19 protein-coding genes and 1 pseudogene are annotated in these 19237 nt (G+C 62.5%); 6 read left to right on the forward strand and 14 right to left on the reverse strand.

What is annotated here, in order from left to right:
• Positions 1 to 127: 127 nt before the first annotated feature.
• From dnaX to DNK59_RS09675, 5 genes and pseudogenes are all read left to right on the forward strand, one after another.
• Positions 128 to 2227 carry a DNA polymerase III subunit gamma/tau gene (dnaX, locus tag DNK59_RS09655; protein WP_110723059.1) on the forward strand — a complete coding sequence of 700 codons (2100 nt, stop codon included), beginning with the start codon at positions 128 to 130 and terminating at the stop codon, positions 2225 to 2227.
• 66 nt (positions 2228 to 2293) lie between these two features.
• Entirely contained in the window at positions 2294 to 2632 is a 339-nt protein-coding gene (locus DNK59_RS09660; RefSeq protein ID WP_015634779.1) for a YbaB/EbfC family nucleoid-associated protein, read from the forward strand.
• Positions 2633 to 2780: 148 nt separating this feature from the next.
• Positions 2781 to 2955: pseudogene (locus DNK59_RS09665) on the forward strand (NADP-dependent oxidoreductase); the annotation flags it as partial.
• Positions 2956 to 3012: 57 nt separating this feature from the next.
• Positions 3013 to 3615 (forward strand): recombination mediator RecR, encoded by a 603-nt coding sequence (gene recR / locus DNK59_RS09670; RefSeq protein WP_110723060.1) that lies wholly within the window; start codon positions 3013 to 3015, stop codon positions 3613 to 3615.
• 107 nt (positions 3616 to 3722) lie between these two features.
• On the forward strand, positions 3723 to 4871 hold the full coding sequence (locus DNK59_RS09675; protein WP_110723061.1) for an acyl-CoA dehydrogenase family protein: 1149 nt from the start codon (positions 3723 to 3725) through the stop codon (positions 4869 to 4871).
• Positions 4872 to 4977: 106 nt separating this feature from the next.
• Here DNK59_RS09675 and DNK59_RS09680 read toward each other — a convergent pair whose 3' ends face one another.
• Together DNK59_RS09680 and fnr are read right to left on the reverse strand one after the other, a co-directional pair.
• A complete protein-coding gene (locus DNK59_RS09680; RefSeq protein ID WP_092316628.1) occupies positions 4978 to 5526 on the reverse strand; it encodes an adenine phosphoribosyltransferase in 549 nt (182 codons plus the stop codon).
• An 82-nt stretch (positions 5527 to 5608) separates the two neighbouring features.
• Positions 5609 to 6343 (reverse strand): fumarate/nitrate reduction transcriptional regulator Fnr, encoded by a 735-nt coding sequence (gene fnr, locus DNK59_RS09685; RefSeq protein WP_092316626.1) that lies wholly within the window; start codon positions 6341 to 6343, stop codon positions 5609 to 5611.
• Between the two features lie 153 nt (positions 6344 to 6496).
• Between fnr and DNK59_RS09690 the strand changes: the two genes are divergently transcribed.
• Entirely contained in the window at positions 6497 to 6976 is a 480-nt protein-coding gene (locus DNK59_RS09690; protein ID WP_110723062.1) for a hypothetical protein, read from the forward strand.
• Here the strand turns inward: DNK59_RS09690 and hemN are convergent.
• From hemN to DNK59_RS09750, 12 genes are all read right to left on the reverse strand, one after another.
• On the reverse strand, positions 6973 to 8355 hold the full coding sequence (gene hemN / locus DNK59_RS09695) for an oxygen-independent coproporphyrinogen III oxidase (RefSeq protein WP_110723063.1): 1383 nt from the start codon (positions 8353 to 8355) through the stop codon (positions 6973 to 6975). The two genes, DNK59_RS09690 and hemN, sit on opposite strands and share 4 nt — an antisense overlap.
• Positions 8356 to 8503: 148 nt before the next feature.
• Entirely contained in the window at positions 8504 to 9187 is a 684-nt protein-coding gene (locus DNK59_RS09700; RefSeq protein WP_092316620.1) for a sulfite exporter TauE/SafE family protein, read from the reverse strand.
• On the reverse strand, positions 9180 to 9410 hold the full coding sequence (gene ccoS / locus DNK59_RS09705; protein ID WP_060838332.1) for a cbb3-type cytochrome oxidase assembly protein CcoS: 231 nt from the start codon (positions 9408 to 9410) through the stop codon (positions 9180 to 9182). Before ccoS ends, DNK59_RS09700 begins: the two co-directional genes overlap by 8 nt.
• Before the next feature lie 21 nt (positions 9411 to 9431).
• Positions 9432 to 11882 carry a heavy metal translocating P-type ATPase gene (locus DNK59_RS09710; protein ID WP_110723064.1) on the reverse strand — a complete coding sequence of 817 codons (2451 nt, stop codon included), beginning with the start codon at positions 11880 to 11882 and terminating at the stop codon, positions 9432 to 9434.
• Positions 11883 to 11982: 100 nt separating this feature from the next.
• Positions 11983 to 12519 (reverse strand): FixH family protein, encoded by a 537-nt coding sequence (locus tag DNK59_RS09715; protein ID WP_110723065.1) that lies wholly within the window; start codon positions 12517 to 12519, stop codon positions 11983 to 11985.
• A gap of 18 nt (positions 12520 to 12537) precedes the next feature.
• Positions 12538 to 13953, reverse strand: a complete 1416-nt coding sequence (gene ccoG / locus DNK59_RS09720) for a cytochrome c oxidase accessory protein CcoG (protein ID WP_092316614.1) — start codon at positions 13951 to 13953, stop codon at positions 12538 to 12540.
• A 393-nt stretch (positions 13954 to 14346) separates the two neighbouring features.
• On the reverse strand, positions 14347 to 15324 hold the full coding sequence (ccoP, locus tag DNK59_RS09725; RefSeq protein ID WP_016966607.1) for a cytochrome-c oxidase, cbb3-type subunit III: 978 nt from the start codon (positions 15322 to 15324) through the stop codon (positions 14347 to 14349).
• Entirely contained in the window at positions 15321 to 15506 is a 186-nt protein-coding gene (locus DNK59_RS09730; RefSeq protein ID WP_011060239.1) for a CcoQ/FixQ family Cbb3-type cytochrome c oxidase assembly chaperone, read from the reverse strand. The genes ccoP (DNK59_RS09725) and DNK59_RS09730 overlap by 4 nt, the downstream gene beginning before the upstream one ends.
• A gap of 5 nt (positions 15507 to 15511) precedes the next feature.
• Positions 15512 to 16120 carry a cytochrome-c oxidase, cbb3-type subunit II gene (gene ccoO, locus DNK59_RS09735; protein WP_011060240.1) on the reverse strand — a complete coding sequence of 203 codons (609 nt, stop codon included), beginning with the start codon at positions 16118 to 16120 and terminating at the stop codon, positions 15512 to 15514.
• Positions 16120 to 17562, reverse strand: a complete 1443-nt coding sequence (ccoN, locus tag DNK59_RS09740) for a cytochrome-c oxidase, cbb3-type subunit I (RefSeq protein WP_011060241.1) — start codon at positions 17560 to 17562, stop codon at positions 16120 to 16122. The genes ccoO and ccoN overlap by 1 nt, the downstream gene beginning before the upstream one ends.
• 497 nt (positions 17563 to 18059) lie before the next feature.
• The gene (ccoP, locus tag DNK59_RS09745) at positions 18060 to 19007 is read right to left on the reverse strand and encodes a cytochrome-c oxidase, cbb3-type subunit III (RefSeq protein ID WP_110723066.1); all 948 of its coding nucleotides are present in this window, start codon (positions 19005 to 19007) and stop codon (positions 18060 to 18062) included.
• Positions 19004 to 19234 carry a cbb3-type cytochrome c oxidase subunit 3 gene (locus DNK59_RS09750; RefSeq protein ID WP_016967269.1) on the reverse strand — a complete coding sequence of 77 codons (231 nt, stop codon included), beginning with the start codon at positions 19232 to 19234 and terminating at the stop codon, positions 19004 to 19006. The genes ccoP (DNK59_RS09745) and DNK59_RS09750 overlap by 4 nt, the downstream gene beginning before the upstream one ends.
• Between the last annotated feature and the right edge of the window lie 3 nt (positions 19235 to 19237).

Raw genomic sequence — 19237 nt, forward strand, 5'->3', positions numbered from 1 at the left:
GGTTAAAACGGCCGAGCCATCCTTGGCAAAATGCAGCTTAGACAGATTAGACAAGCGCGCCGGATGCAATTTCGCCCTTGCTCCGCTAGCATTACCGGCTTCCGCTTTCCAGTTGCGACGGTTTTCGATGAGTTATCAGGTTCTTGCACGTAAATGGCGTCCGCGCTCGTTCCGCGAAATGGTCGGCCAGACCCATGTGCTCAAGGCTCTGATCAATGCCTTGGACAGCCAGCGGCTGCACCACGCCTATCTGTTTACCGGCACCCGCGGGGTGGGCAAGACCACCATCGCGCGGATCATTGCCAAATGCCTGAACTGTGAAACAGGCATCACTTCCACGCCGTGCGGCACCTGCTCGGTGTGCTGCGAGATCGATGAGGGGCGTTTCGTCGACCTGATCGAGATCGACGCCGCGAGCCGGACCAAGGTCGAGGACACCCGTGAACTGCTGGACAACGTGCAGTACGCACCGAGCCGCGGGCGCTTCAAGGTCTATCTGATCGACGAAGTGCACATGCTCTCCAGTCACTCGTTCAACGCGTTGCTCAAGACCCTTGAAGAGCCGCCGCCCTACGTCAAGTTCATCCTGGCGACCACCGATCCACAGAAGCTGCCGGCGACCATCCTGTCGCGTTGCCTGCAGTTTTCCCTGAAAAACATGACCCCCGAGCGGGTGGTGGAGCACCTCAGCCATGTACTGGGTGTGGAGAACGTGCCGTTCGAGGATGATGCGCTGTGGCTGCTGGGTCGCGCCGCCGACGGCTCGATGCGCGATGCCATGAGCCTGACCGACCAGGCCATCGCCTTCGGTGAGGGCAAGGTCATGGCCGCCGATGTGCGGGCCATGCTCGGCACCCTCGATCATGGCCAGGTCTACGACGTGCTGCATGCTTTGATCAATGGCGACGCCAAGGCGCTGCTGGAAGCGGTGCGTCATCTGGCGGAGCAAGGCCCGGACTGGAACGGCGTACTCTCGGAAATTCTCAACGTGCTGCATCGGGTAGCGATCGCCCAGGCCCTGCCGGAAGGGGTCGACAACGGTCATGGCGACCGTGATCGGGTGCTGGCCCTGGCCCAGGCGCTGCCGGCCGAAGACGTGCAGTTCTATTACCAGATGGGCCTGATCGGCCGCCGCGACCTGCCCTTGGCGCCGGACCCGCGAGGGGGCTTCGAGATGGTCCTGCTGCGGATGCTGGCCTTCCGCCCGGCGGATACCGCGGATGCGCCGAGACAGCCGCTAAAGCCAGTGGGGATCAGCCAGGCCACAGTTGATTCCGCCCAAGCCGTGGCGGCACCCGCTCCTGCGGTGCCTGTGGCTGCCGTTGCTCCGATTGCCAGCGCGCCGGTCGCGGCTGCCGCGTCCATTCCAGTGCCAGTGCCAGTGCCAGTGGCCGCTCCCGTGCCTGTCGTGCCGGAGGTGACTCAAGCGCTGGTCGTTGAACCAGAGCCGGCAGTCGCTGAAGAAGTGATCGACCTGCCTTGGAATGATCCTGTAGAACCGCCGGCCGAGCAGCAGGCTGCTGTGGAGCCGCTGCTGGATGTGGTGGCCGAACAGCCCGAGCTGACGCCGATGCCGACTCCTGCGCCGGACAGCGTGGTGCCGGACGCGCCGGAGTGGGTCAGTGCGCCGGTGCCCGAGCCGAGCGTGGCCGAAGTCGATGCCGCCACACCGGGAATCGACCTGGACGACGAACCGCCCCTGGACGAGGACTACATCGAGCCGGACATGGATTCGGCCTACAGCTACCTCGACGAGCTGGCCAGTGAGCACGCCGCCGAACCGGCCCCGGAACCCGAGCCGGAGCCCGCCGCCAAGCCGGCCACCGGACTGGCCCTGGAGTGGCTGGAACTGTTTCCGAAGCTGCCGATTTCCGGCATGACCGGTAGCATCGCTGCCAACTGCACCTTGATGGCTGTGGATGGCGACAATTGGCTGCTGCACCTGGACCCGGCCCATAGCGCGCTGTTCAACGCCACTCAGCAGCGGCGCCTCAACGATGCGTTGAACCAGTACCATGGCCGCACCCTGAACTTGGCCATCGAGCTGATCAAGCCCGAGCAGGAAACCCCGGCCCAGGCGGCTTCACGACGCCGCGCCGACCGTCAGCGCGAGGCGGAGGATTCGATCCACGGCGATCCGTTCATCCAGCAGATGGTCCAGGAGTTCGGCGCCTTGGTGCGCCACGATACTATTGAACCTGTCGAGGCTCCGGCCGCGCAGGGTTGATTGCTTAAAGGGCGTCGGGCCGCGAGCCGGGCGCTGTTTCCATCCCCGTACTTTGAGGTAATTCCCATGATGAAAGGTGGCATGGCCGGCCTGATGAAGCAGGCACAGCAGATGCAGGAAAAAATGGCCAAGATGCAGGAAGAACTGGCCAACGCTGAAGTCACCGGCAAGGCCGGCGGCGACATGGTCACTGTGGTCATGACCGGTCGTCACGACATCAAGCGCGTAAGCATCGACCCGAGCCTGCTCGAAGGCGTCAGCGAAGATGACCGTGAAGTGCTGGAAGACCTGTTTGCCGCGGCGGTCAACGATGCCGTGCGCAAGATCGAGTCCAACAGCCAGGAAAAAATGTCCGGCATGACCGCCGGCATGCAACTGCCTCCAGGTATGAAGCTGCCGTTCTGATTCGCCCCGGCGCTTCGGATGGGATGCACACAAGCCAGGCTTCGAGCCTGGCTTTTTTGTGCCGTCGAACAACCCCGCTTGGAAGGAGTGAACCTCATTGTCCCTTTGGGGAGGCTGCGCCCTATACCGTCCTCGCCAATCCTTGAAGCCAGATCGCCTGCCGCTGTTGCAGTGCGTCTTGTTGGCCAAGCGGGTACGGCGACCGTCATCCGCAATTCATCAGGGCCATGGCGCCCCGGGGGCGCGAAGCCTTCATCGGTCTGTTGGAGGGGCGCAACTTCGGCAAGCTGGTGGTCAAGGTTGCGCCGGACGCGAGCATTTGACGCTATGCCGAGGCGCGGGTATAAACCGCGTCTCGTCGTTTTGTCGGACCTTTGCCCATGAGCTTCAGCCCCCTGATTTGCCAACTGATCGACGCCCTGCGCACTTTGCCAGGCGTGGGTCAGAAAACCGCCCAGCGCATGGCCTTGCAACTGCTTGAGCGTGATCGCAGCGGCGGCTTGCGTCTGGCCCAGGCCCTGAGCCAGGCCATGGAAGGGGTCGGACACTGCCGTCAATGCCGGACCCTGACCGAAGACGAACTGTGCCCGCAATGTGCCGATCCGCGCCGTGATGACACGCTGCTGTGCGTGGTGGAAGGTCCGATGGATGTCTATGCGGTGGAGCAGACCGGCTATCGCGGTCGTTACTTCGTGCTCAAGGGCCATTTGTCGCCTTTGGATGGCCTGGGCCCGGAAGCCATCGGCATTCCGCAGTTGCTGGCGCGGATCGAGGAGCAGGGCAGCTTTACCGAGGTCATCCTGGCCACCAACCCGACGGTAGAGGGCGAAGCCACGGCCCACTACATTGCCCAACTGCTGACCAACAAAGGCCTGATCACCTCGCGCATCGCCCATGGCGTGCCGCTGGGTGGCGAGCTGGAGCTGGTGGACGGCGGCACCCTGGCCCACTCCTTTGCCGGTCGCAAACCCATAGCCCTGTAGCCTTCGTTGGCCAGAGCCGGCGTATCGGCTGGCGCGGAGATACGGATCGCCTTGAAAACCAAGCAAGCGCTTGGTAAGTTCCCTCGACCCTTCAGAGGAGCTTGCCGATGTCTGCCTGCCAGGAATACTTCGATCCCAGCCACCAGTTGGTCCGCGACAGCGTGCGACGTTTCGTCGAGCGCGAAATTCTCCCCGAGATCCAGCAGTGGGAGGAGGCCGAAAGCTTTCCCCGTGAGCTGTATCTCAAGGCCGGTGCCGCCGGGATTCTCGGTATCGGCTATCCCGAAGCCCTGGGCGGCAGTCACGAAGGTGATCTGTTCGCCAAGATCGCCGCCAGCGAAGAGTTGATGCGCAGCGGCTCTGGCGGCTTGGTGGCAGGACTGGGGTCACTGGATATCGGCCTGCCGCCCATCGTCAAATGGGCCCGTCCCGAAGTGCGCGAGCGGGTTGTGCCCCAGGTGCTGTCCGGAGAGAAGATCTGCGCGCTGGCGGTGACCGAGCCCAGTGGCGGATCGGATGTGGCCAACCTGCAGACCCGCGCCGTGCGCGACGGTGATCATTATCGGGTCAGCGGCAGCAAGACCTTCATTACCAGCGGCGTGCGCGCCGATTACTACACCGTCGCGGTGCGCACCGGAGAACCCGGCTATGGCGGCATCAGCCTGCTGCTGATCGAGAAGGGCAGTCCCGGCTTCACGGTGGGCCGGCAGCTGAAAAAGATGGGCTGGTGGGCCTCGGACACCGCCGAGCTGTTCTTCGACGATTGCCGGGTGCCGGTGGGCAACCTGATCGGTGCCCAGGACATGGGCTTTGCCTGCATCATGGGCAACTTTCAGAGCGAGCGCCTGGCCCTGGCGCTGATGGCCAACATGACCGCGCAGATGGCACTGGAGGAGAGCCTGAAGTGGGCCCGGGAGCGCGAGGCGTTCGGCAAGCCCATCGCCAAGTTCCAGGTGCTCAAGCATCGTCTGGCGGAGATGGCCACGGCCCTTGAGGTGTCCCGGGAATTCACCTATCGCCAGGCAGCGCAGATGGCTGCCGGCAAAAGCGTGATCAAGGAGATTTCCATGGCCAAGAACTTCGCCACCGACACCGCCGATCGCATCACCCACGATGCGGTGCAGATACTCGGCGGCATGGGCTACATGCGTGACAGTCTGGTGGAACGCCTGTATCGGGATAACCGCATCCTCTCCATTGGCGGCGGCACCCGCGAAGTGATGAACGAAATCATCAGCAAGCAGATGGGGCTCTAGTCGCGCGCCGGAATCAGTAGCGGTTTGTCGTTCTTCTGCCAGACAAGCAGGTTGAGCAATCGGGCCGGCACCGGCAGGCAGCTGGGGGCGACTGTCGGTGTTGGCTTCAACGTTCGCTCAGAGAGAACTGGGTCAGGCAGAAAGTCGGGATGCCCATGTCTTCCAGCTTCTGCGAGCCTCCCAGTTCCGGCAGGTCGATAATGGCGGCGGCCTCGTAGATCTTCGCGCCCATGCGGCGTACCAGGTTGGCGGCGGCTATCAGGGTGCCGCCGGTGGCGATCAGGTCATCGAACATCAACACCGAGTCGCCTTCGCACAGGCTGTCGGCATGCACCTCAAGGAAGGCTTCGCCGTACTCGGTCTGGTAACCCTCGGCCAGCACATCGGCCGGCAGCTTGCCCTGTTTGCGGAACAGAATCAGTGGTTTGTTCAACTGGTAGGCGATGATCGAGCCGATCAGGAAGCCTCGGGCATCCATGGCGCCGATGTGGCTGAAGTCTGCTTCGACATAACGCTGGGCGAAACTGTCGGCCACCAGGCGCAGGGCCCGGGGAGACTGGAACAAGGGAGTGATATCACGGAAGATCACCCCGGGTTTCGGGAAGTCGACGACGGGGCGGATCAGGGATTTGATGTCAAAGGAATCGAAGGCCATCTGCAGGTGTCCTGGCGGGCAATTTGGGCCGCGCCAGTATAGCCGCGACCGAGCGGCTTGGCTCAGTCGCGAGTGCCGTGGATCAGCCTTCCACCGAGCCCCCGGCCAGGGCGCACAGCTGGATCGGATCGAGGATGTGCACTTCCTTGCCTTCGGCGGCAATCAGTTCGTTCTGCTGGAAGCGGGTGAACACCCGGGATACGGTTTCCACCGCCAGGCCCAGGTAGTTGCCGATTTCGTTGCGCGACATGCTCAGGCGGAACTGGTTGGCCGAGAAACCGCGGGCGCGGAACCGGGCCGACAGGTTGACCAGGAAGGTGGCAATGCGTTCGTCGGCGGTCTTTTTCGACAGCAGCAGCATCATTTGCTGGTCATCACGGATTTCCCGGCTCATGACGCGCATCAGTTGGCGACGCAGTTGCGGCAGTTGCAGGGCCAGTTCGTCGAGACGTTCGAAGGGGATTTCACATACCGAAGTGGTTTCCAGGGCCTGGGCCGAAACCGGATGGCTTTCAGTGTCCATGCCGGACAGCCCCACCAGCTCGCTGGGCAGGTGGAAACCGGTGATCTGCTCTTCGCCGCCGTCGCTGAGGCTGAAGGTTTTCAGGGCGCCGGAACGCACGGCATACACCGAATCGAAGCCGTCACCCTGACGGAACAGAAATTCGCCTTTTTTCAATGGGCGGCCACGTTTGACGATTTCGTCCAGCGCGTCCATGTCTTCCAAATTCAAGGAAAGTGGCAGGCACAGAGGGGCCAGGCTGCAATCCTTGCAATGGGCCTGGTTATGAGCGCGCAGTTTAACTGGCTCGGACATTCTAGAATCCTTGTGGGAAAACACACATAAGCCGTAAGGGTAACTCACGGGAGGAGGTTCCGGCCAGTCCGTGCCGTATTGACTGTGAGTCGTAAAGCAATCCTTTTGTGGGTCGATAACCTGTTAACGAAAACAACTTGGAGCGCCGCAACTATGTCCTTTGTTGGCGGTATTACTAATGGCAGCAATAACTTGCAGCTACTTTCTGAATCTTCGAAAAGCAACGAGGCCGATGAACTAAGAGGTTCGTCATTAGTTGCAGAGCCGGTGCTCGGAGAGGGCGTCAAAGTGTCGCTGTCGGGGGCCGGACTGCAGAAATCCTCCAGTGCTGCGGGCGATGACAGTGACATCGAGGAAAGCGGCCTGCCGGAAAATATTCAAAAGCTCCTCAAAATGATCAGAAAATTGCAACAACAGATTGCTGAAAAGCTGGCCCAGCTTCAGGCCGCCATGGCCGACAAGCGCCTGAGCCCGGATGAGGTCAAGGCCAGGATCGGCAGCCTGCAAACGGCCCTGGCGGCCCTCAACAGCGGATTGCTGACCGCCAACGCCTCATTGGCCAAGGCGATGAGGGATGCCGGCTTGAGCCCCGAGCAGGTGGTGAAGGCCTCTGCTTTGCTCATGAAATCCTAGATAACCCGAGAAAAACGCTGGCGATTCTGCTGCCCCAAGTAAGCATCGAAGATCATGCATACCGAACGCACCAACAGGCGTCCCGCCGGAAGTACGGTGATGGCCTCGGGGCTTAGTTGAATCAGTCCATCGTCGTCCATCTCCTGCAAGTCCGGCCATAGTTCATTGAAGTAGCCGCGAAAGTCGATATTGAAGGCTTTCTCTATATCTTCGAACTTAAGACTAAAGTTGCAGATCAGTTGTTGAATAACTTCACGGCGCAGACGGTCGTCGGCATTGCAGACCAGGCCGCGACTAGTGGCCAGTTGTGCGCCCGCCAAGGCATTTTGATAGTGCGTCAGATCGCTGCTGTTCTGGCAATAGAGATCACCGATCTGGCTGATCGCGGAAACGCCCAAGCCGATCAGGTCGCAATGGCCATGAGTGGTGTAACCCTGGAAGTTGCGCTGTAGGGTCGATTCTTCCTGGGCGATCGCCAACTCGTCATCGGGAAGGGCGAAATGGTCCATGCCGATGTAGCGATAACCGGCAGCGGTCAGCTGTTCGATGGTGCGTTGCAGCATTTCCAGTTTCTCTGCCGGGGCCGGCAGTTCACTGCCGTTGATCCGTCGTTGCGGCATGAAGCGCTCGGGCAGATGGGCGTAGTTGAACACCGAGAGCCGGTCGGGCTGCAGGTTGATGACTTCTTCCACGGTGCGGGCAAAGTGTTCCGCAGTCTGTTTGGGCAGGCCGTAGATCAGGTCGATGTTGATGGAGCGAAATTGCAGGGTGCGAGCCGCTTCGATCACCGCTCGGGTTTCCTCCAGGCTCTGCAGGCGGTTGACTGCGCGCTGCACGGCCGGGTCCAGGTCTTGCAGACCGATGCTCACCCGGTTGAAGCCCAGCTCTCGCAGCAGACCCATGGTCGACCAGTCGGCTTCGCGAGGGTCGATCTCGATACCGTAGTCGCCGGAGTCATCTTCGAGCAGGTTGAAATGCTTGCGCAGCAAGGCCATCAGCTGGCGCAACTCGTCGTGATTGAGAAAGGTCGGAGTGCCGCCGCCGAAATGCAACTGCTCGACCCGCTGGTTGGGCGCCAAGTGGCAGGCGATCAGTTGCATCTCCTGTTCCAGGCGTTGCAGGTAGGGCAGGGCACGGCTGCGATCCTTGGTGATGACCTTGTTGCAGGCGCAGTAGTAGCAGATGTTGGCGCAGAACGGGATGTGCACGTACAGCGACAGCGGGCGCTGGGCCTTGCGGCTGTCACGCAGGGCGTGCAGCAGATCGAAGGCGCCGACCTGGCTGTTGAATTGCACGGCGGTCGGGTATGAGGTGTAGCGCGGTCCCGCCAGGTCATAGCGGCGGATCAGATCTGTGTCCCAACGAATGGCGTCGAGCATGCGGGAATTCCCCCGGATAGGCTGGCAGTGTTCGCGAGTCTAGGAGGTTAGGGGCGCGGCCATCTTGACTTGTATCAAGGGTGTTCGGGAGCTGCCGGGGTAGCGCCGGCGGGGCGTGCGAGCCCGGTTGCCGGGCTCGGTCCCGGGGTCAGTGGCCCATCAGCCAGTGCTGGTGAGGACCGGGCAGGGTCCAGAGGCCGAAGAGAATGACCAGCAGGCCACCGGCCAGGCGCACGCTGCGCCGCCGCAACAGGGCCGTGACCCGCTCTGCCGCCAGGCCGGTGGCCAGCAGGACCGGCCAGGTGCCGAGGCCGAAGGCCAGCATCAACAGGGCGCTGTCGAGGGCATTGCCCTGGCTCGCCGACCACAGCAGGGTGCTGTACACCAGGCCGCAGGGCAGCCAGCCCCAGAGCGCCCCGAGGAGCAATGCGCGAGGCAGGCTGGACACCGGCAACAGACGATTGGCCACTGGCTGGATATGCCGCCACAGGCCCTTGCCCAACCCTTCGATGCGGGTCAGGCCGCTCCACCACCCGGCGAGGTACAGGCCCATGGCAATCAAAAGCAGTCCGGCCAGTATCCGCATGAACAGCGCGACCGGGCTGTTGGCCACCGCCCAGCCGGCCAGGCCCAGCAACAGGCCGGCCAGGGCATAGCTGAGGATGCGACCCAGGTTGTAGGCCAGCAACAGGCGAAACCGCCGGCTGCGCTGTTCCCGGGGGATCGCCAGGGTCAGGGCGCCCATCAGGCCGCCGCACATGCCCAGGCAGTGACCGCCGCCCAGCAGGCCGAGTATCACCGCTGAAACCAGCAGGGGCGCCAGTTCAAGCATGGGGTGGTTCCGTTTTGCGGGTGGCTTCGGTCGGGGCGTCTGGCTGGCCCTTGGCTTCGTCCACCGCGGCGGTGTGGCTTGGGTCCTGGTCGTCGAACAGGATGCTGTGGGCCGGACCGTCGAGGTCGTCGTACTGACCGCTGTCCACGGCCCAGAAGAAGATGTAGATGGCGATGGCCACGATCAGCAGAGCGGCCGGGATCATCACATAAAGAGCTGGCATCTGGACTCCAGGCCCGGCGGCTCAGGCCGGCAACGGGCGGGGTTCGGGGGTACTGGCACTGGCGGCCGGCCGCGGCATGCGGGTCAGGCGCAGGGCATTGAGCACCACGGTCAGGGAACTGATGGACATGCCGACCGCGGCCCACACCGGGGTGATCCAGCCGAGGGCGGCGAACGGCAGCATCAGGCCATTGTACAGTCCGGCCCAGAGCAGGTTCTCGATAATCACCCGACGGGTCCGGCGCGCCAGGCTGAAGGCCTGCACCAGTGCGTCCAGGCGATTGGACAGGAGCACCGCGTCGGCGCTGGTCTTGGCCAGGTCGGTGGCTGAACCCATGGCGACACTGATATCGGCGGCGGCCAGCACCGGGACGTCGTTGACGCCATCGCCAAGCATCAACACTTTGCGGCCCTGTTGATGCAGTTGTTGCAATACCTGCAGTTTGTCGTCCGGACGCAGGCCGCCCCGGGCCTCGTCGATCTGCAGCTCGGCTGCGACGCTGGCGACCATCGGCGAGCTGTCTCCGGACAGCAGCAGGGTATGCCAGCCGCGAGCCTTGCAGGCGGCCAGGAGCGCGGGGGCGTCGCTGCGCAGCCGGTCATCGAGCACCAGCCAGGCGAGAGCGCCCTGGCTATCCCCCAGCAACAGCCACTGCCCGGCTTCGTCGGGCATGCTCGGCACCGGGCAGCCGCTGAGTTCGCAGACGAACGTTGGCTGGCCGATGCGCAGGCGCTGTTCACCCACCAGGCCTTCCAGGCCCAGGCCCGGGCTGCTGGTAACGTCTTGCGCGGCTACCGGGGCCCGGCCGAAGGCCCGGGCAATCGGGTGTTCGGAGCGGTTCTCCAGGGCGGCGGCGAGACTCAGGCAGGCATCGCCGGACAAGCTCCCCAGGGGGCGGATGGTGCGCAAAGCCAGGCGCCCTTCGGTCAGGGTGCCGGTCTTGTCGAAAATCACTGTGTCGATCTGGTTCAAGCCTTCCAGCACATGGCCACGGGTCAGCAGCAGACCAAGCTTGTGCAAGGTGCCGGTGGCGGCGGTCAGGGCGGTGGGGGTGGCCAGGGACAGCGCACAAGGGCAGGTGGCGACCAGCATGGCCAGGACGATCCAGAAGGCTCGCGAAGCGTCCAGTTGCCACCACAGCAGGCCGATGGCTGCAGCTGCGATCAGCGAGAACAACAGGAACCACTGGGCTGCACGGTCGGCCACTTCGGCCAGTCGGGGCTTTTCCGCCTGGGCACGGTCCAGCAGGCGGACAATGGCGGACAGTCGGGTGTCCTGACCCAGGGCCTGAACCTCCACCGTCAGCGCGCCTTCGACGTTCAGAGTGCCGGCAGTGACGCTGTCTCCCAGGCTGCGTGGCTGTGGCAGGTACTCGCCGGTGAGCAGGGATTCGTCGATGCTCGACTGGCCATCGAGGATCTTGCCGTCGGCCGGCAGCACCGCGCCGGGGTGTACCAGCACCCGGTCGCCCAGGCGCAGTTCGGTGAGCAGGATACGTTCACTCTGACCGTCCTGGCCCAGGCGCAGGCAGGAGGCAGGCAACAGGTTGACCAACTGCGCGGTGGCTGCTGCGGTGCGTTCCCGGGCCCGACGTTCCAGGTAACGGCCGGCGAGGAGGAACAGGGCGAACATGCCTACAGCGTCGAAATACAGTTCGCCGACACCGCTGATGGCGGTCCAGATGCCCGCCAGGTAGGCCCCGCCTATGGCCAGGGATACCGAGACATCCATGGTCAGGTGACGGGTACGCAAGTCACGCATGGCGCCTTTGAAGAAGGGCGCGCAGCTGTAGAAGACGATCGGGGTGGTGAGGAACAGCGCGACCCAGCGCAGGATGGTGTGCAGTTCCGGGCTCAGGTCGATATTGAATTCCGGCCAGGTGGCCATGGTCGCCATCATGGCCTGGAACCACAGCAGTCCGGCGACCCCCAGCTGGCGCAGGGCCAGGCGGTTCTCGCTGGCCAGTTGCTCGGAGGCGCGATCCGGCTGGTAGGGGTGGGCCGCGTAGCCGATGTGGCGCAGCTCGCTGAGCACCTGGCTCAGCGGCAGTTGGCTGTCGGCCCAGCGTACATGCAGGCGGTGGTTGGACAGGTTGAGTCGGGCCTCGGCCACTGCCGGCAGGCTGCGCAGGTGTTTTTCGATCAGCCAGCCGCAAGCAGCGCAACTGATGCCTTCCATGAGCAGGGTGGTTTCCGCCAGTTCGCCCTGGTGACGGACGAAAGGCTGCTGCACGTCGGCACGGTCATACAGTGCCAGCTCGTCGACCAACTGCAAGGGCAGGGCTTCGGGGTTGGCCGAGGCTTCGCTGCGATGGCTGTAGTAGTGCTCCAGACCGCCGGCGACTATGGCCTCGGCCACTGCCTGGCAACCCGGACAGCAGAACTCCCGGGATTCGCCGAGCACGACGGCGGTGAACCGGCTGCCGGCGGGAACCGGCAGGGCGCAGTGGTAGCAGGGCAGTGGCGTGGTCATCGGCGATCTTTGTGGTCGGGGAAAAACTCATCGCCGGCCGCTCGACTCCAGTCCCGAAAGGGAGGTAGGCGGCGGACCGGCGATGGATGACGGGGGTGGATCAGTTCAGGTCTTCCGCTCCTTGCAGCGGCTCGTCACCCAGCAGCAGGTCCTTGTCGTGGCTGACCTGTTCCTCTTCGAACATGCGCCAGGTCTTGTCGCCTTCGACGCCCAGCAACTCGACGAAGCGTCGGCCTTCGACCTGATCGTTCAACTGGCCGATGTAGCGGCCGTGTTCGGTTTCGCTGCGGGCCAGGGTGATCTTGCGGTCTTTTTCCGGCTGGGTCGGCGAAATCAGGTTCAGCTCCAGGGTCTTGGGCTGGCTGTTGCCGCTCAGGCGCAGCTCCACTTCGCCGGTCAGCTCGTCCAGATGCACGCTGGCGCGCATCTTCAGGGTCTGGGCCAGCAGTTCGCGATCCAGGGAGCGGTTGATGCCCTTGCCGGCCTCGTAGTAGTTGTCATTGACCAGGTTGTCCGGGTTGTTCACGGCAATGGTCACCATGGACAGGGTCAGGGTCACCGAACAGGCGAGAATGCCAATGATGATCCAGGGCCAGAGGTGTTTGTACCAGGGGCTGGTGGCGGTAGCTGCGGGCATGATCACTTCTCTTGGCTCTTAACGGATTTGTGGGCCGATGAATCGGCTCTTGGCTTCAACGTGGACGCTGCTGTCGTCAGCATCCTCAAGGATGAACTTCACCTCGTTGGTGGTCGAGGGCAGGTGCTCAGGAGCAATCGACAGCTCCACCGGCATGCTGACGATATCGCCGGCCACCACGTGGATTTCGCGTTTGCCCTGCAGCTTCAGATCCGGCAGGCCGGCGGCGTCCAGCACATAGGTGTGATCGCGCTGGTCCTTGTTCATGATCTTCAGGCTGTAGACGTTCTCGATCCGCCCTTCGGCGTTTTCGCGGTACAGCACGCGGTCCTTGCTGACGTCGAAACCCACCAGCGAGCGCATGAAGAATGCGCTGATCAGCAGGCTGATCATGGCCAGCAGCACCAAGGCGTAGCCAATCAGGCGTGGGCGCAGTTTATGGGTTTTCTGCCCGGAGAGGTTGTGCTCGGTGGTGTAGCTGATGAGCCCGCGGGGGTAGTCCATCTTGTCCATGATGCTGTCGCAGGCGTCGATGCAGGCGGCGCAGCCGATGCATTCGATCTGCAGGCCGTCGCGGATGTCGATGCCGGTTGGGCAGACCTGGACGCACATGGTGCAGTCGATGCAGTCGCCCAGGCCCTGGGCCTTGTAGTCGGCGCCTTTCTTGCGCGGGCCACGGCTTTCGCCACGGCGCGGGTCGTAGGAGACGATCAGCGTGTCCTTGTCGAACATCACGCTCTGGAAGCGCGCGTAGGGGCACATGTAGATGCACACTTGCTCGCGCAGCCAACCGGCGTTGCCGTAGGTGGCCAGGGTGAAGAAACCGACCCAGAAATACGACCAGCCATCGGCCTGGCCGGTGAAGAAGTCGATGACCAGTTCGCGGATCGGCGAGAAGTAGCCGACGAAGGTCATGCCGGTGACGAAGCCGATCAGCAGCCAGAGGCTGTGCTTGCTCAGCTTGCGCAGGAACTTGTTGGCGCTCATGGGCGCCTTGTCCAGCTTGATGCGCTGGTTGCGGTCGCCTTCGGTGACCTTTTCGCACCACATGAAGATCCAGGTCCAGACGCTCTGTGGGCAGGTGTAGCCGCACCAGATACGTCCCGCATAGACGGTGATGAAGAACAGGCCGAAGGCGGCAATGATCAACAGGCCCGAGAGCAGAATGAAGTCCTGGGGCCAGAATGTTGCGCCGAAAATGAAGAACTTGCGCTCTGGCAGGTTCCACCAGACGGCCTGGTGGCCACCCCAGTTGAGCCACACGGTGCCGAAGTACAGGAGGAACAATCCGGCGCCGCCGAGCATGCGCAGGTTGCGGAACAGGCCAGTGAAGGCGCGGGTGTAGATTTTTTCCCTGGAGGCGTAGAGATCGACGCTGTTGGTCGCGTTTTTGGCAGGCGGGGTAACGTCTTGTACGGGAATCTGGTTGCTCATCATTGCATCCCACGGCAGTGGAAAAATGCCTCGGTCAGTACGTGCCGACCGCGGTCAAAAGGGGTGTTGCAGTGGCGCAATGATACGCCTGTAGCTCTAGCGCAAGGGTGCGACCTTTGGTCGCGTTGGGGGAAGTCAACTGATGGTGTAATGACTTGAATCAATTGACTTGTGGATTATGGACCCTTTTGCCCGTCGCGCCGTTCAATTCTTCCAGGGGGCGTGCAGGTGTACGCCGCAGGTTTTGAAGTCCGCCATATCTTAGAAACCTGGCTACCGGGTTGCCGGAAAGGGTGATCCGCCGTCGCGCATCGGTCGATGCCAGGCGCAAACAAAACGGCCCCGCCAATGTTGATTGGCGGGGCCGTCGGGTGTTGCTTTCAGGCGTCGGTCTTACTCGGCGTCGGCCTGCTTGTCACCGTGAGACAGGCTGTAGACATAAGCGGCCAGCAGGTGAACCTTGTCGTTGCCTTGCAGTTGTTCCTGCGCAGGCATCACGCCCTGGCGGCCGTAACGAATGGTCTGCTGCAGTTGCGCAAAGCTCGAACCGTAGATGAAGGCTGCCGGGTGAGTCAGGTTGGGCGCGCCCATGGCTGGGGTGCCTTTGCCTTCCGGACCGTGGCAGACCGCGCAGTTGGCGGCGAACAGCTTCTGGCCATTGACCGGATCGGCCTTGATGCCTTCCGGCAGCTTGCGACCGTCGAGGTTGGTCAGGACATAAGCGGCAACGTCGCTGACGCCTTGTTCCTTGATCACGTCCAGCCAGGCCGGCATCACCGCGTGGCGACCGCCCATGATGGTGGCCTTGATGGTTTCCGGCTCGCCGCCCCAGCGCCAGTCGGCGTCGGTCAGGTTGGGGAAGCCATAGGCGCCCTTGGCGTCGGAGCCGTGGCAGACCGAGCAGTTGGAAGCGAACAGGCGACCGCCCATTTTCAGGGCTTGCGGGTCCTTGGCGACTTCCTCGATCGGCATGGCGGCGTACTTGGCGAAGATCGGACCGAACTTGGCATCCGACTTGGCCATTTCCTTTTCCCACTCGTGCACGCCGGTCCAGCCGGACTGGCCATTGGCGAATGGGGTCTGCTTCTCGTTATCGAGGTAGTTGTAGCCCGGCAGGACGCCTTTCCAGTTGCCCAGGCCGGGGTACAGCACCAGGTAGCCCAAGGCGAAGACGATGGTGCCGACGAACAGCATGAACCACCATTTCGGCAGCGGGTTGTCGTACTCCTCGATCCCGTCGAAGGAGTGGCCGACCGTCTCGTCGGTCTGCTCGGCGCGCTGGCCCTTGCGGGTCGACAGCAGCAGCCAGGTCAGGGCGAAGATGGTACCCAGACTGAGGACTGTGACGTACAGACTCCAGAACGTAGTCATTCTTTGTTACTCCTAGAAGCTTGCTCGACGTGCTTGATGGCGTCGGGATCATCCGCGAACGGCAGCAAGGTTGCGTCTTCAAACTCGGACTTGCGCTTGGGGCTGAACACCCAGAGTGCCAAACCGATGAAGGCCACCATCACAACAAGGGTGCCCAGGCCACGAATCATCCCGATATCCATCTAGATCACCGTTTGCTTTTGATGATGGTGCCCAGGCCTTGCAGATAGGCCACCAGCGCGTCCATTTCGGTTTTGCCCTTCACAGCATCCTTGGCGCCGGCGATGTCTTCGTCGGTGTAAGGGACGCCGAGCGTGCGCAAGACTTCCATTTTCTTCGCGGTGTCTTTGCCGTCGAGCTTGTTTTCTACGAGGAACGGATAAGCCGGCATCTTCGACTCGGGGACGACGTTGCGCGGGTTGTACAGGTGCGCACGCTGCCAGTCATCGGAGTAACGACCGCCCACTCGGGCCAGGTCCGGACCGGTACGCTTGGAACCCCACAGGAACGGGTGGTCCCAGACGCTTTCACCAGCCACCGAGTAGTGGCCATAACGTTCGGTTTCGGCGCGGAACGGACGGATCATCTGCGAATGGCAGCCGACACAGCCGTTGGCGATGTACACGTCGCGGCCTTCCAGTTCCAGCGCGGTGCGCGGCTTCATGCCTTCCACCGGCTTGTTGGTGACGTCCTGGAAGAACAGCGGGACGATCTGGGTCAGGCCGCCGATGCTGACGGCGATGACCATGAAGAAGGCCAGCAGGCCAATGTTCTTCTCGACTACTTCGTGCTTCATCAGTGAGCTCCAACTACAGCGATCTGAGCGGCGGCTTCAGCTTCAGCCGGGTTCGAGGCGCGAACGGTGCGGAACACGTTGTACGCCATGATCAGCATGCCGGTGGCGAAGAACGCACCGCCCAGGGCGCGGACGATGAAGCCCGGGTGACTGGCTTGCAGCGCTTCGACGAAGGAGTAGGTGAGGGTGCCGTCGTCGTTGATTGCACGCCACATCAGGCCCTGGGTAATGCCGTTGACCCACATCGAGGCGATGTACAGCACGGTACCGATGGTAGCCAGCCAGAAGTGGGTGTTGATCAGGCCGATGCTGTGCATCTGCTGACGGCCGAAGACTTTCGGGATCAGGTGGTACAGGGCGCCGATGGAGATCATCGCTACCCAGCCCAGAGCGCCGGCGTGTACGTGGCCGATGGTCCAGTCAGTGTAGTGGGACAGCGAGTTGACGGTCTTGATCGCCATCATCGGACCTTCGAAGGTCGACATGCCGTAGAACGCCAGGGACACCACCAGGAAGCGCAGGATCGGGTCGGTGCGCAGCTTATGCCAGGCGCCCGACAGGGTCATCATGCCGTTGATCATGCCGCCCCAGCTCGGAGCCAGCAGGATGATCGACATGGCCATGCCCAGGGACTGGGCCCAGTCCGGCAGTGCGGTGTAGTGCAGGTGGTGCGGACCGGCCCAGATGTACAGGGTGATCAGCGCCCAGAAGTGCACGATGGACAGGCGATACGAGTAGATCGGACGCTCGGCCTGCTTGGGTACGAAGTAGTACATCATCCCTAGGAAACCGGTGGTCAGGAAGAAGCCCACGGCGTTGTGCCCGTACCACCACTGGATCATCGCGTCAGTCGCACCGGCGTAGGCCGAGTAGGACTTGAAGAAGCTGACCGGCAGGGAAGCGTGGTTGACGATGTGCAGCATCGCGGTCACCACAATGAAGGCACCGTAGAACCAGTTGCCGACATAGATGTGCTTGGTCTTGCGCTTGGTGATGGTGCCAAAGAACACCAGGCCGTAGGTGACCCAGACGATCGCCAGCAGGATAGCCAGGGGCCATTCCAGTTCGGCGTATTCCTTGGTGGTGGTGTAACCCAGTGGCAGGGTCACGATCGCGCCGACGATCACCGCTTGCCAACCCCAGAAGGTGAAGGCCGCGAGGCTGTCGGAAATCAGTCGCGTCTGGCAGGTTCGCTGCACGACATAGTAAGAGGTGGCAAACAATGCACATCCACCGAAGGCGAAGATCACCAGGTTGGTGTGCAGCGGGCGCAAGCGTCCAAAGGTCGTCCATGGCAGACCGAAGTTCAACTCCGGCCAGACCAGTTGCGACGCGATGAAGACACCGAGCCCCATGCCAAGGATCCCCCAGACCACCGTCATGATGGCGAACTGGCGGACTACCTTATAGTTATAAGCAGTCGGACTGATTGCTGTGCTCATTCTAAGGTTCCACGGTTTGGGTGTTTTATTAGGGATAAAAATCGGCCGCAAGTATGGAGAAAGCAGGGGGTCATTGCAACGCGCCATGACCTGGGTCAATGCGTTCCATGCCTGATTCTGCGGCCTTTCCCTATGCCGAGTAGGGACAAAAAAATGCCCTCGGACAGACTGTCGCAGTGGACAGGATTCGGGGGGTGTCAGGTTGGTTGTAACCGGGTGTGTGGAAGCTGATGGATCAGCTGACAGGCGGTAAGCGAGTCGACAGCCGGTATAAACCAGCCTTTGCGGCCTGTCATCGAGCGGAAGCTTCGAACGTCACGGATACCGTTGGCCTGTGACCAGCCCTTGCCAGTCCCCATCGGGGCAAGCTTAGACCTGAATCGGATGAGTGCAAACGAAGTGGGGAGAGAGGGTGCGACACTTGGTCGCAAAGAGGCAGGAGGGAAAGCTTCAAGCGGCAAGCTGCAAGTGAAATCTCGCAGCTTGCCGTTGATCCCTTACTTGGCGCTTTCAGCTTGTGGCTTGTTGCTGCTGTTGTGGGACAGGCTGTACACGTAGGCGGCCAGCAGTTGCACCTTGTCATTGCCGAGCAGTTCGCTCTGCGCTGGCATGTGGCCCTGGCGACCATGACGGATGGTCTGTTGCAGTTGCGCCAGGCTGGTGCCGTAGATGAAGCCGGCCGGCTGGGTCAGGTCGGGCGCGCCCATGATCTGGGTGCCCTTGCCGTTGGCGCCGTGGCAGGCTACGCAGGTGGTGCTGAACGCTTGCTGTCCGGCCACCAGGTCGGCGTCGCTGTCGGCAGGCAGGGGCAGGCCGGCCAGTTCGTGACGGACATAAGCCGCTACGTTCTTCACGCCTGCTTCCTTGAGCACGTCACCCCAGGCCGGCATGGCTGCCATGCGGCCGCCCATGATGGTGGCCTTGATGGTGTCGGCACTGCCGCCCCAGCGCCAGTTGTCGTCCGCCAGGTTGGGGAAGCCGAAGGCACCCTTGGCGTCAGAGCCGTGGCACACCGAGCAGTTGGAGGCGAACAGGCGTCCGCCCATCTTCAGTGCCTGCGGGTCCTTGGCTACCTCTTCCACGGGCATGGCTGCGAATTTGGCGAAGATCGGCCCAAATTTCACGTCGGCCTTGGCCATTTCCTTTTCCCATTCCTTGGTCTGGGTCCAGCCGTCTTCATAGCCCGGCAGGACGCCTTTCCAGTTGCCCAGGCCCGGGTAGAGGATCAGGTAGCCCACGGAAAACACCAGGGTCCCGGCGAACAGCAGGAACCACCATTGCGGCAGGGGGTTGTCGTACTCCTCGATGCCATCGAAGGCGTGGCCCATGGTCTGGTCCACGCTGCCCTTGGTTTCACCCTTGCGGGTGCCGACCAGTAGCCAGGTCAGGCCGATCAGGCTGCCGATGGTCAGTACGCAGATCCACGTACTCCAGAAGGTGGTCATGGCCGAATGCTCCTTGTTGCAGGCTCTTGAGGTTGAGCGTCATCAGTTGTGTTGCCGGCCGGTGCCGCACCCGGCATCGGGTCGTCGGCGAAGGGCAGCAGGCGTGCCTGGGCAAACTCGGGATTGCGTTTTGAGTTGAACACCCAGATCGACAGGCCGACGAAGGCGATCATCACCACCAGGGTCCCGAGCCCGCGGATCATGCCGCTATCGAGTTCAAAACCCATGGC

It is taken from the genome of Pseudomonas sp. TKO26 (assembly GCF_003225665.1).
Lineage (GTDB): Bacteria > Pseudomonadota > Gammaproteobacteria > Pseudomonadales > Pseudomonadaceae > Aquipseudomonas > Aquipseudomonas saponiphila.

What these genes read in the sequence shown, in the direction of transcription:
- dnaX (WP_110723059.1), top strand. Translation starts at nt 128, where the DNA reads ATGAGTTATCAGGTTCTTGCACGTAAATGGCGTCCGCGCTCGTTCCGC.
- DNK59_RS09660 (WP_015634779.1), top strand. Translation starts at nt 2,294, where the DNA reads ATGATGAAAGGTGGCATGGCCGGCCTGATGAAGCAGGCACAGCAGATG.
- recR (WP_110723060.1), top strand. Translation starts at nt 3,013, where the DNA reads ATGAGCTTCAGCCCCCTGATTTGCCAACTGATCGACGCCCTGCGCACT.
- DNK59_RS09675 (WP_110723061.1), top strand. Translation starts at nt 3,723, where the DNA reads ATGTCTGCCTGCCAGGAATACTTCGATCCCAGCCACCAGTTGGTCCGC.
- DNK59_RS09680 (WP_092316628.1), bottom strand. Translation starts at nt 5,526, where the DNA reads ATGGCCTTCGATTCCTTTGACATCAAATCCCTGATCCGCCCCGTCGTC.
- fnr (WP_092316626.1), bottom strand. Translation starts at nt 6,343, where the DNA reads ATGTCCGAGCCAGTTAAACTGCGCGCTCATAACCAGGCCCATTGCAAG.
- DNK59_RS09690 (WP_110723062.1), top strand. Translation starts at nt 6,497, where the DNA reads ATGTCCTTTGTTGGCGGTATTACTAATGGCAGCAATAACTTGCAGCTA.
- hemN (WP_110723063.1), bottom strand. Translation starts at nt 8,355, where the DNA reads ATGCTCGACGCCATTCGTTGGGACACAGATCTGATCCGCCGCTATGAC.
- DNK59_RS09700 (WP_092316620.1), bottom strand. Translation starts at nt 9,187, where the DNA reads ATGCTTGAACTGGCGCCCCTGCTGGTTTCAGCGGTGATACTCGGCCTG.
- ccoS (WP_060838332.1), bottom strand. Translation starts at nt 9,410, where the DNA reads ATGCCAGCTCTTTATGTGATGATCCCGGCCGCTCTGCTGATCGTGGCC.
- DNK59_RS09710 (WP_110723064.1), bottom strand. Translation starts at nt 11,882, where the DNA reads ATGACCACGCCACTGCCCTGCTACCACTGCGCCCTGCCGGTTCCCGCC.
- DNK59_RS09715 (WP_110723065.1), bottom strand. Translation starts at nt 12,519, where the DNA reads ATGCCCGCAGCTACCGCCACCAGCCCCTGGTACAAACACCTCTGGCCC.
- ccoG (WP_092316614.1), bottom strand. Translation starts at nt 13,953, where the DNA reads ATGAGCAACCAGATTCCCGTACAAGACGTTACCCCGCCTGCCAAAAAC.
- ccoP (WP_016966607.1), bottom strand. Translation starts at nt 15,324, where the DNA reads ATGACTACGTTCTGGAGTCTGTACGTCACAGTCCTCAGTCTGGGTACC.
- DNK59_RS09730 (WP_011060239.1), bottom strand. Translation starts at nt 15,506, where the DNA reads ATGGATATCGGGATGATTCGTGGCCTGGGCACCCTTGTTGTGATGGTG.
- ccoO (WP_011060240.1), bottom strand. Translation starts at nt 16,120, where the DNA reads ATGAAGCACGAAGTAGTCGAGAAGAACATTGGCCTGCTGGCCTTCTTC.
- ccoN (WP_011060241.1), bottom strand. Translation starts at nt 17,562, where the DNA reads ATGAGCACAGCAATCAGTCCGACTGCTTATAACTATAAGGTAGTCCGC.
- ccoP (WP_110723066.1), bottom strand. Translation starts at nt 19,007, where the DNA reads ATGACCACCTTCTGGAGTACGTGGATCTGCGTACTGACCATCGGCAGC.
- DNK59_RS09750 (WP_016967269.1), bottom strand. Translation starts at nt 19,234, where the DNA reads ATGGGTTTTGAACTCGATAGCGGCATGATCCGCGGGCTCGGGACCCTG.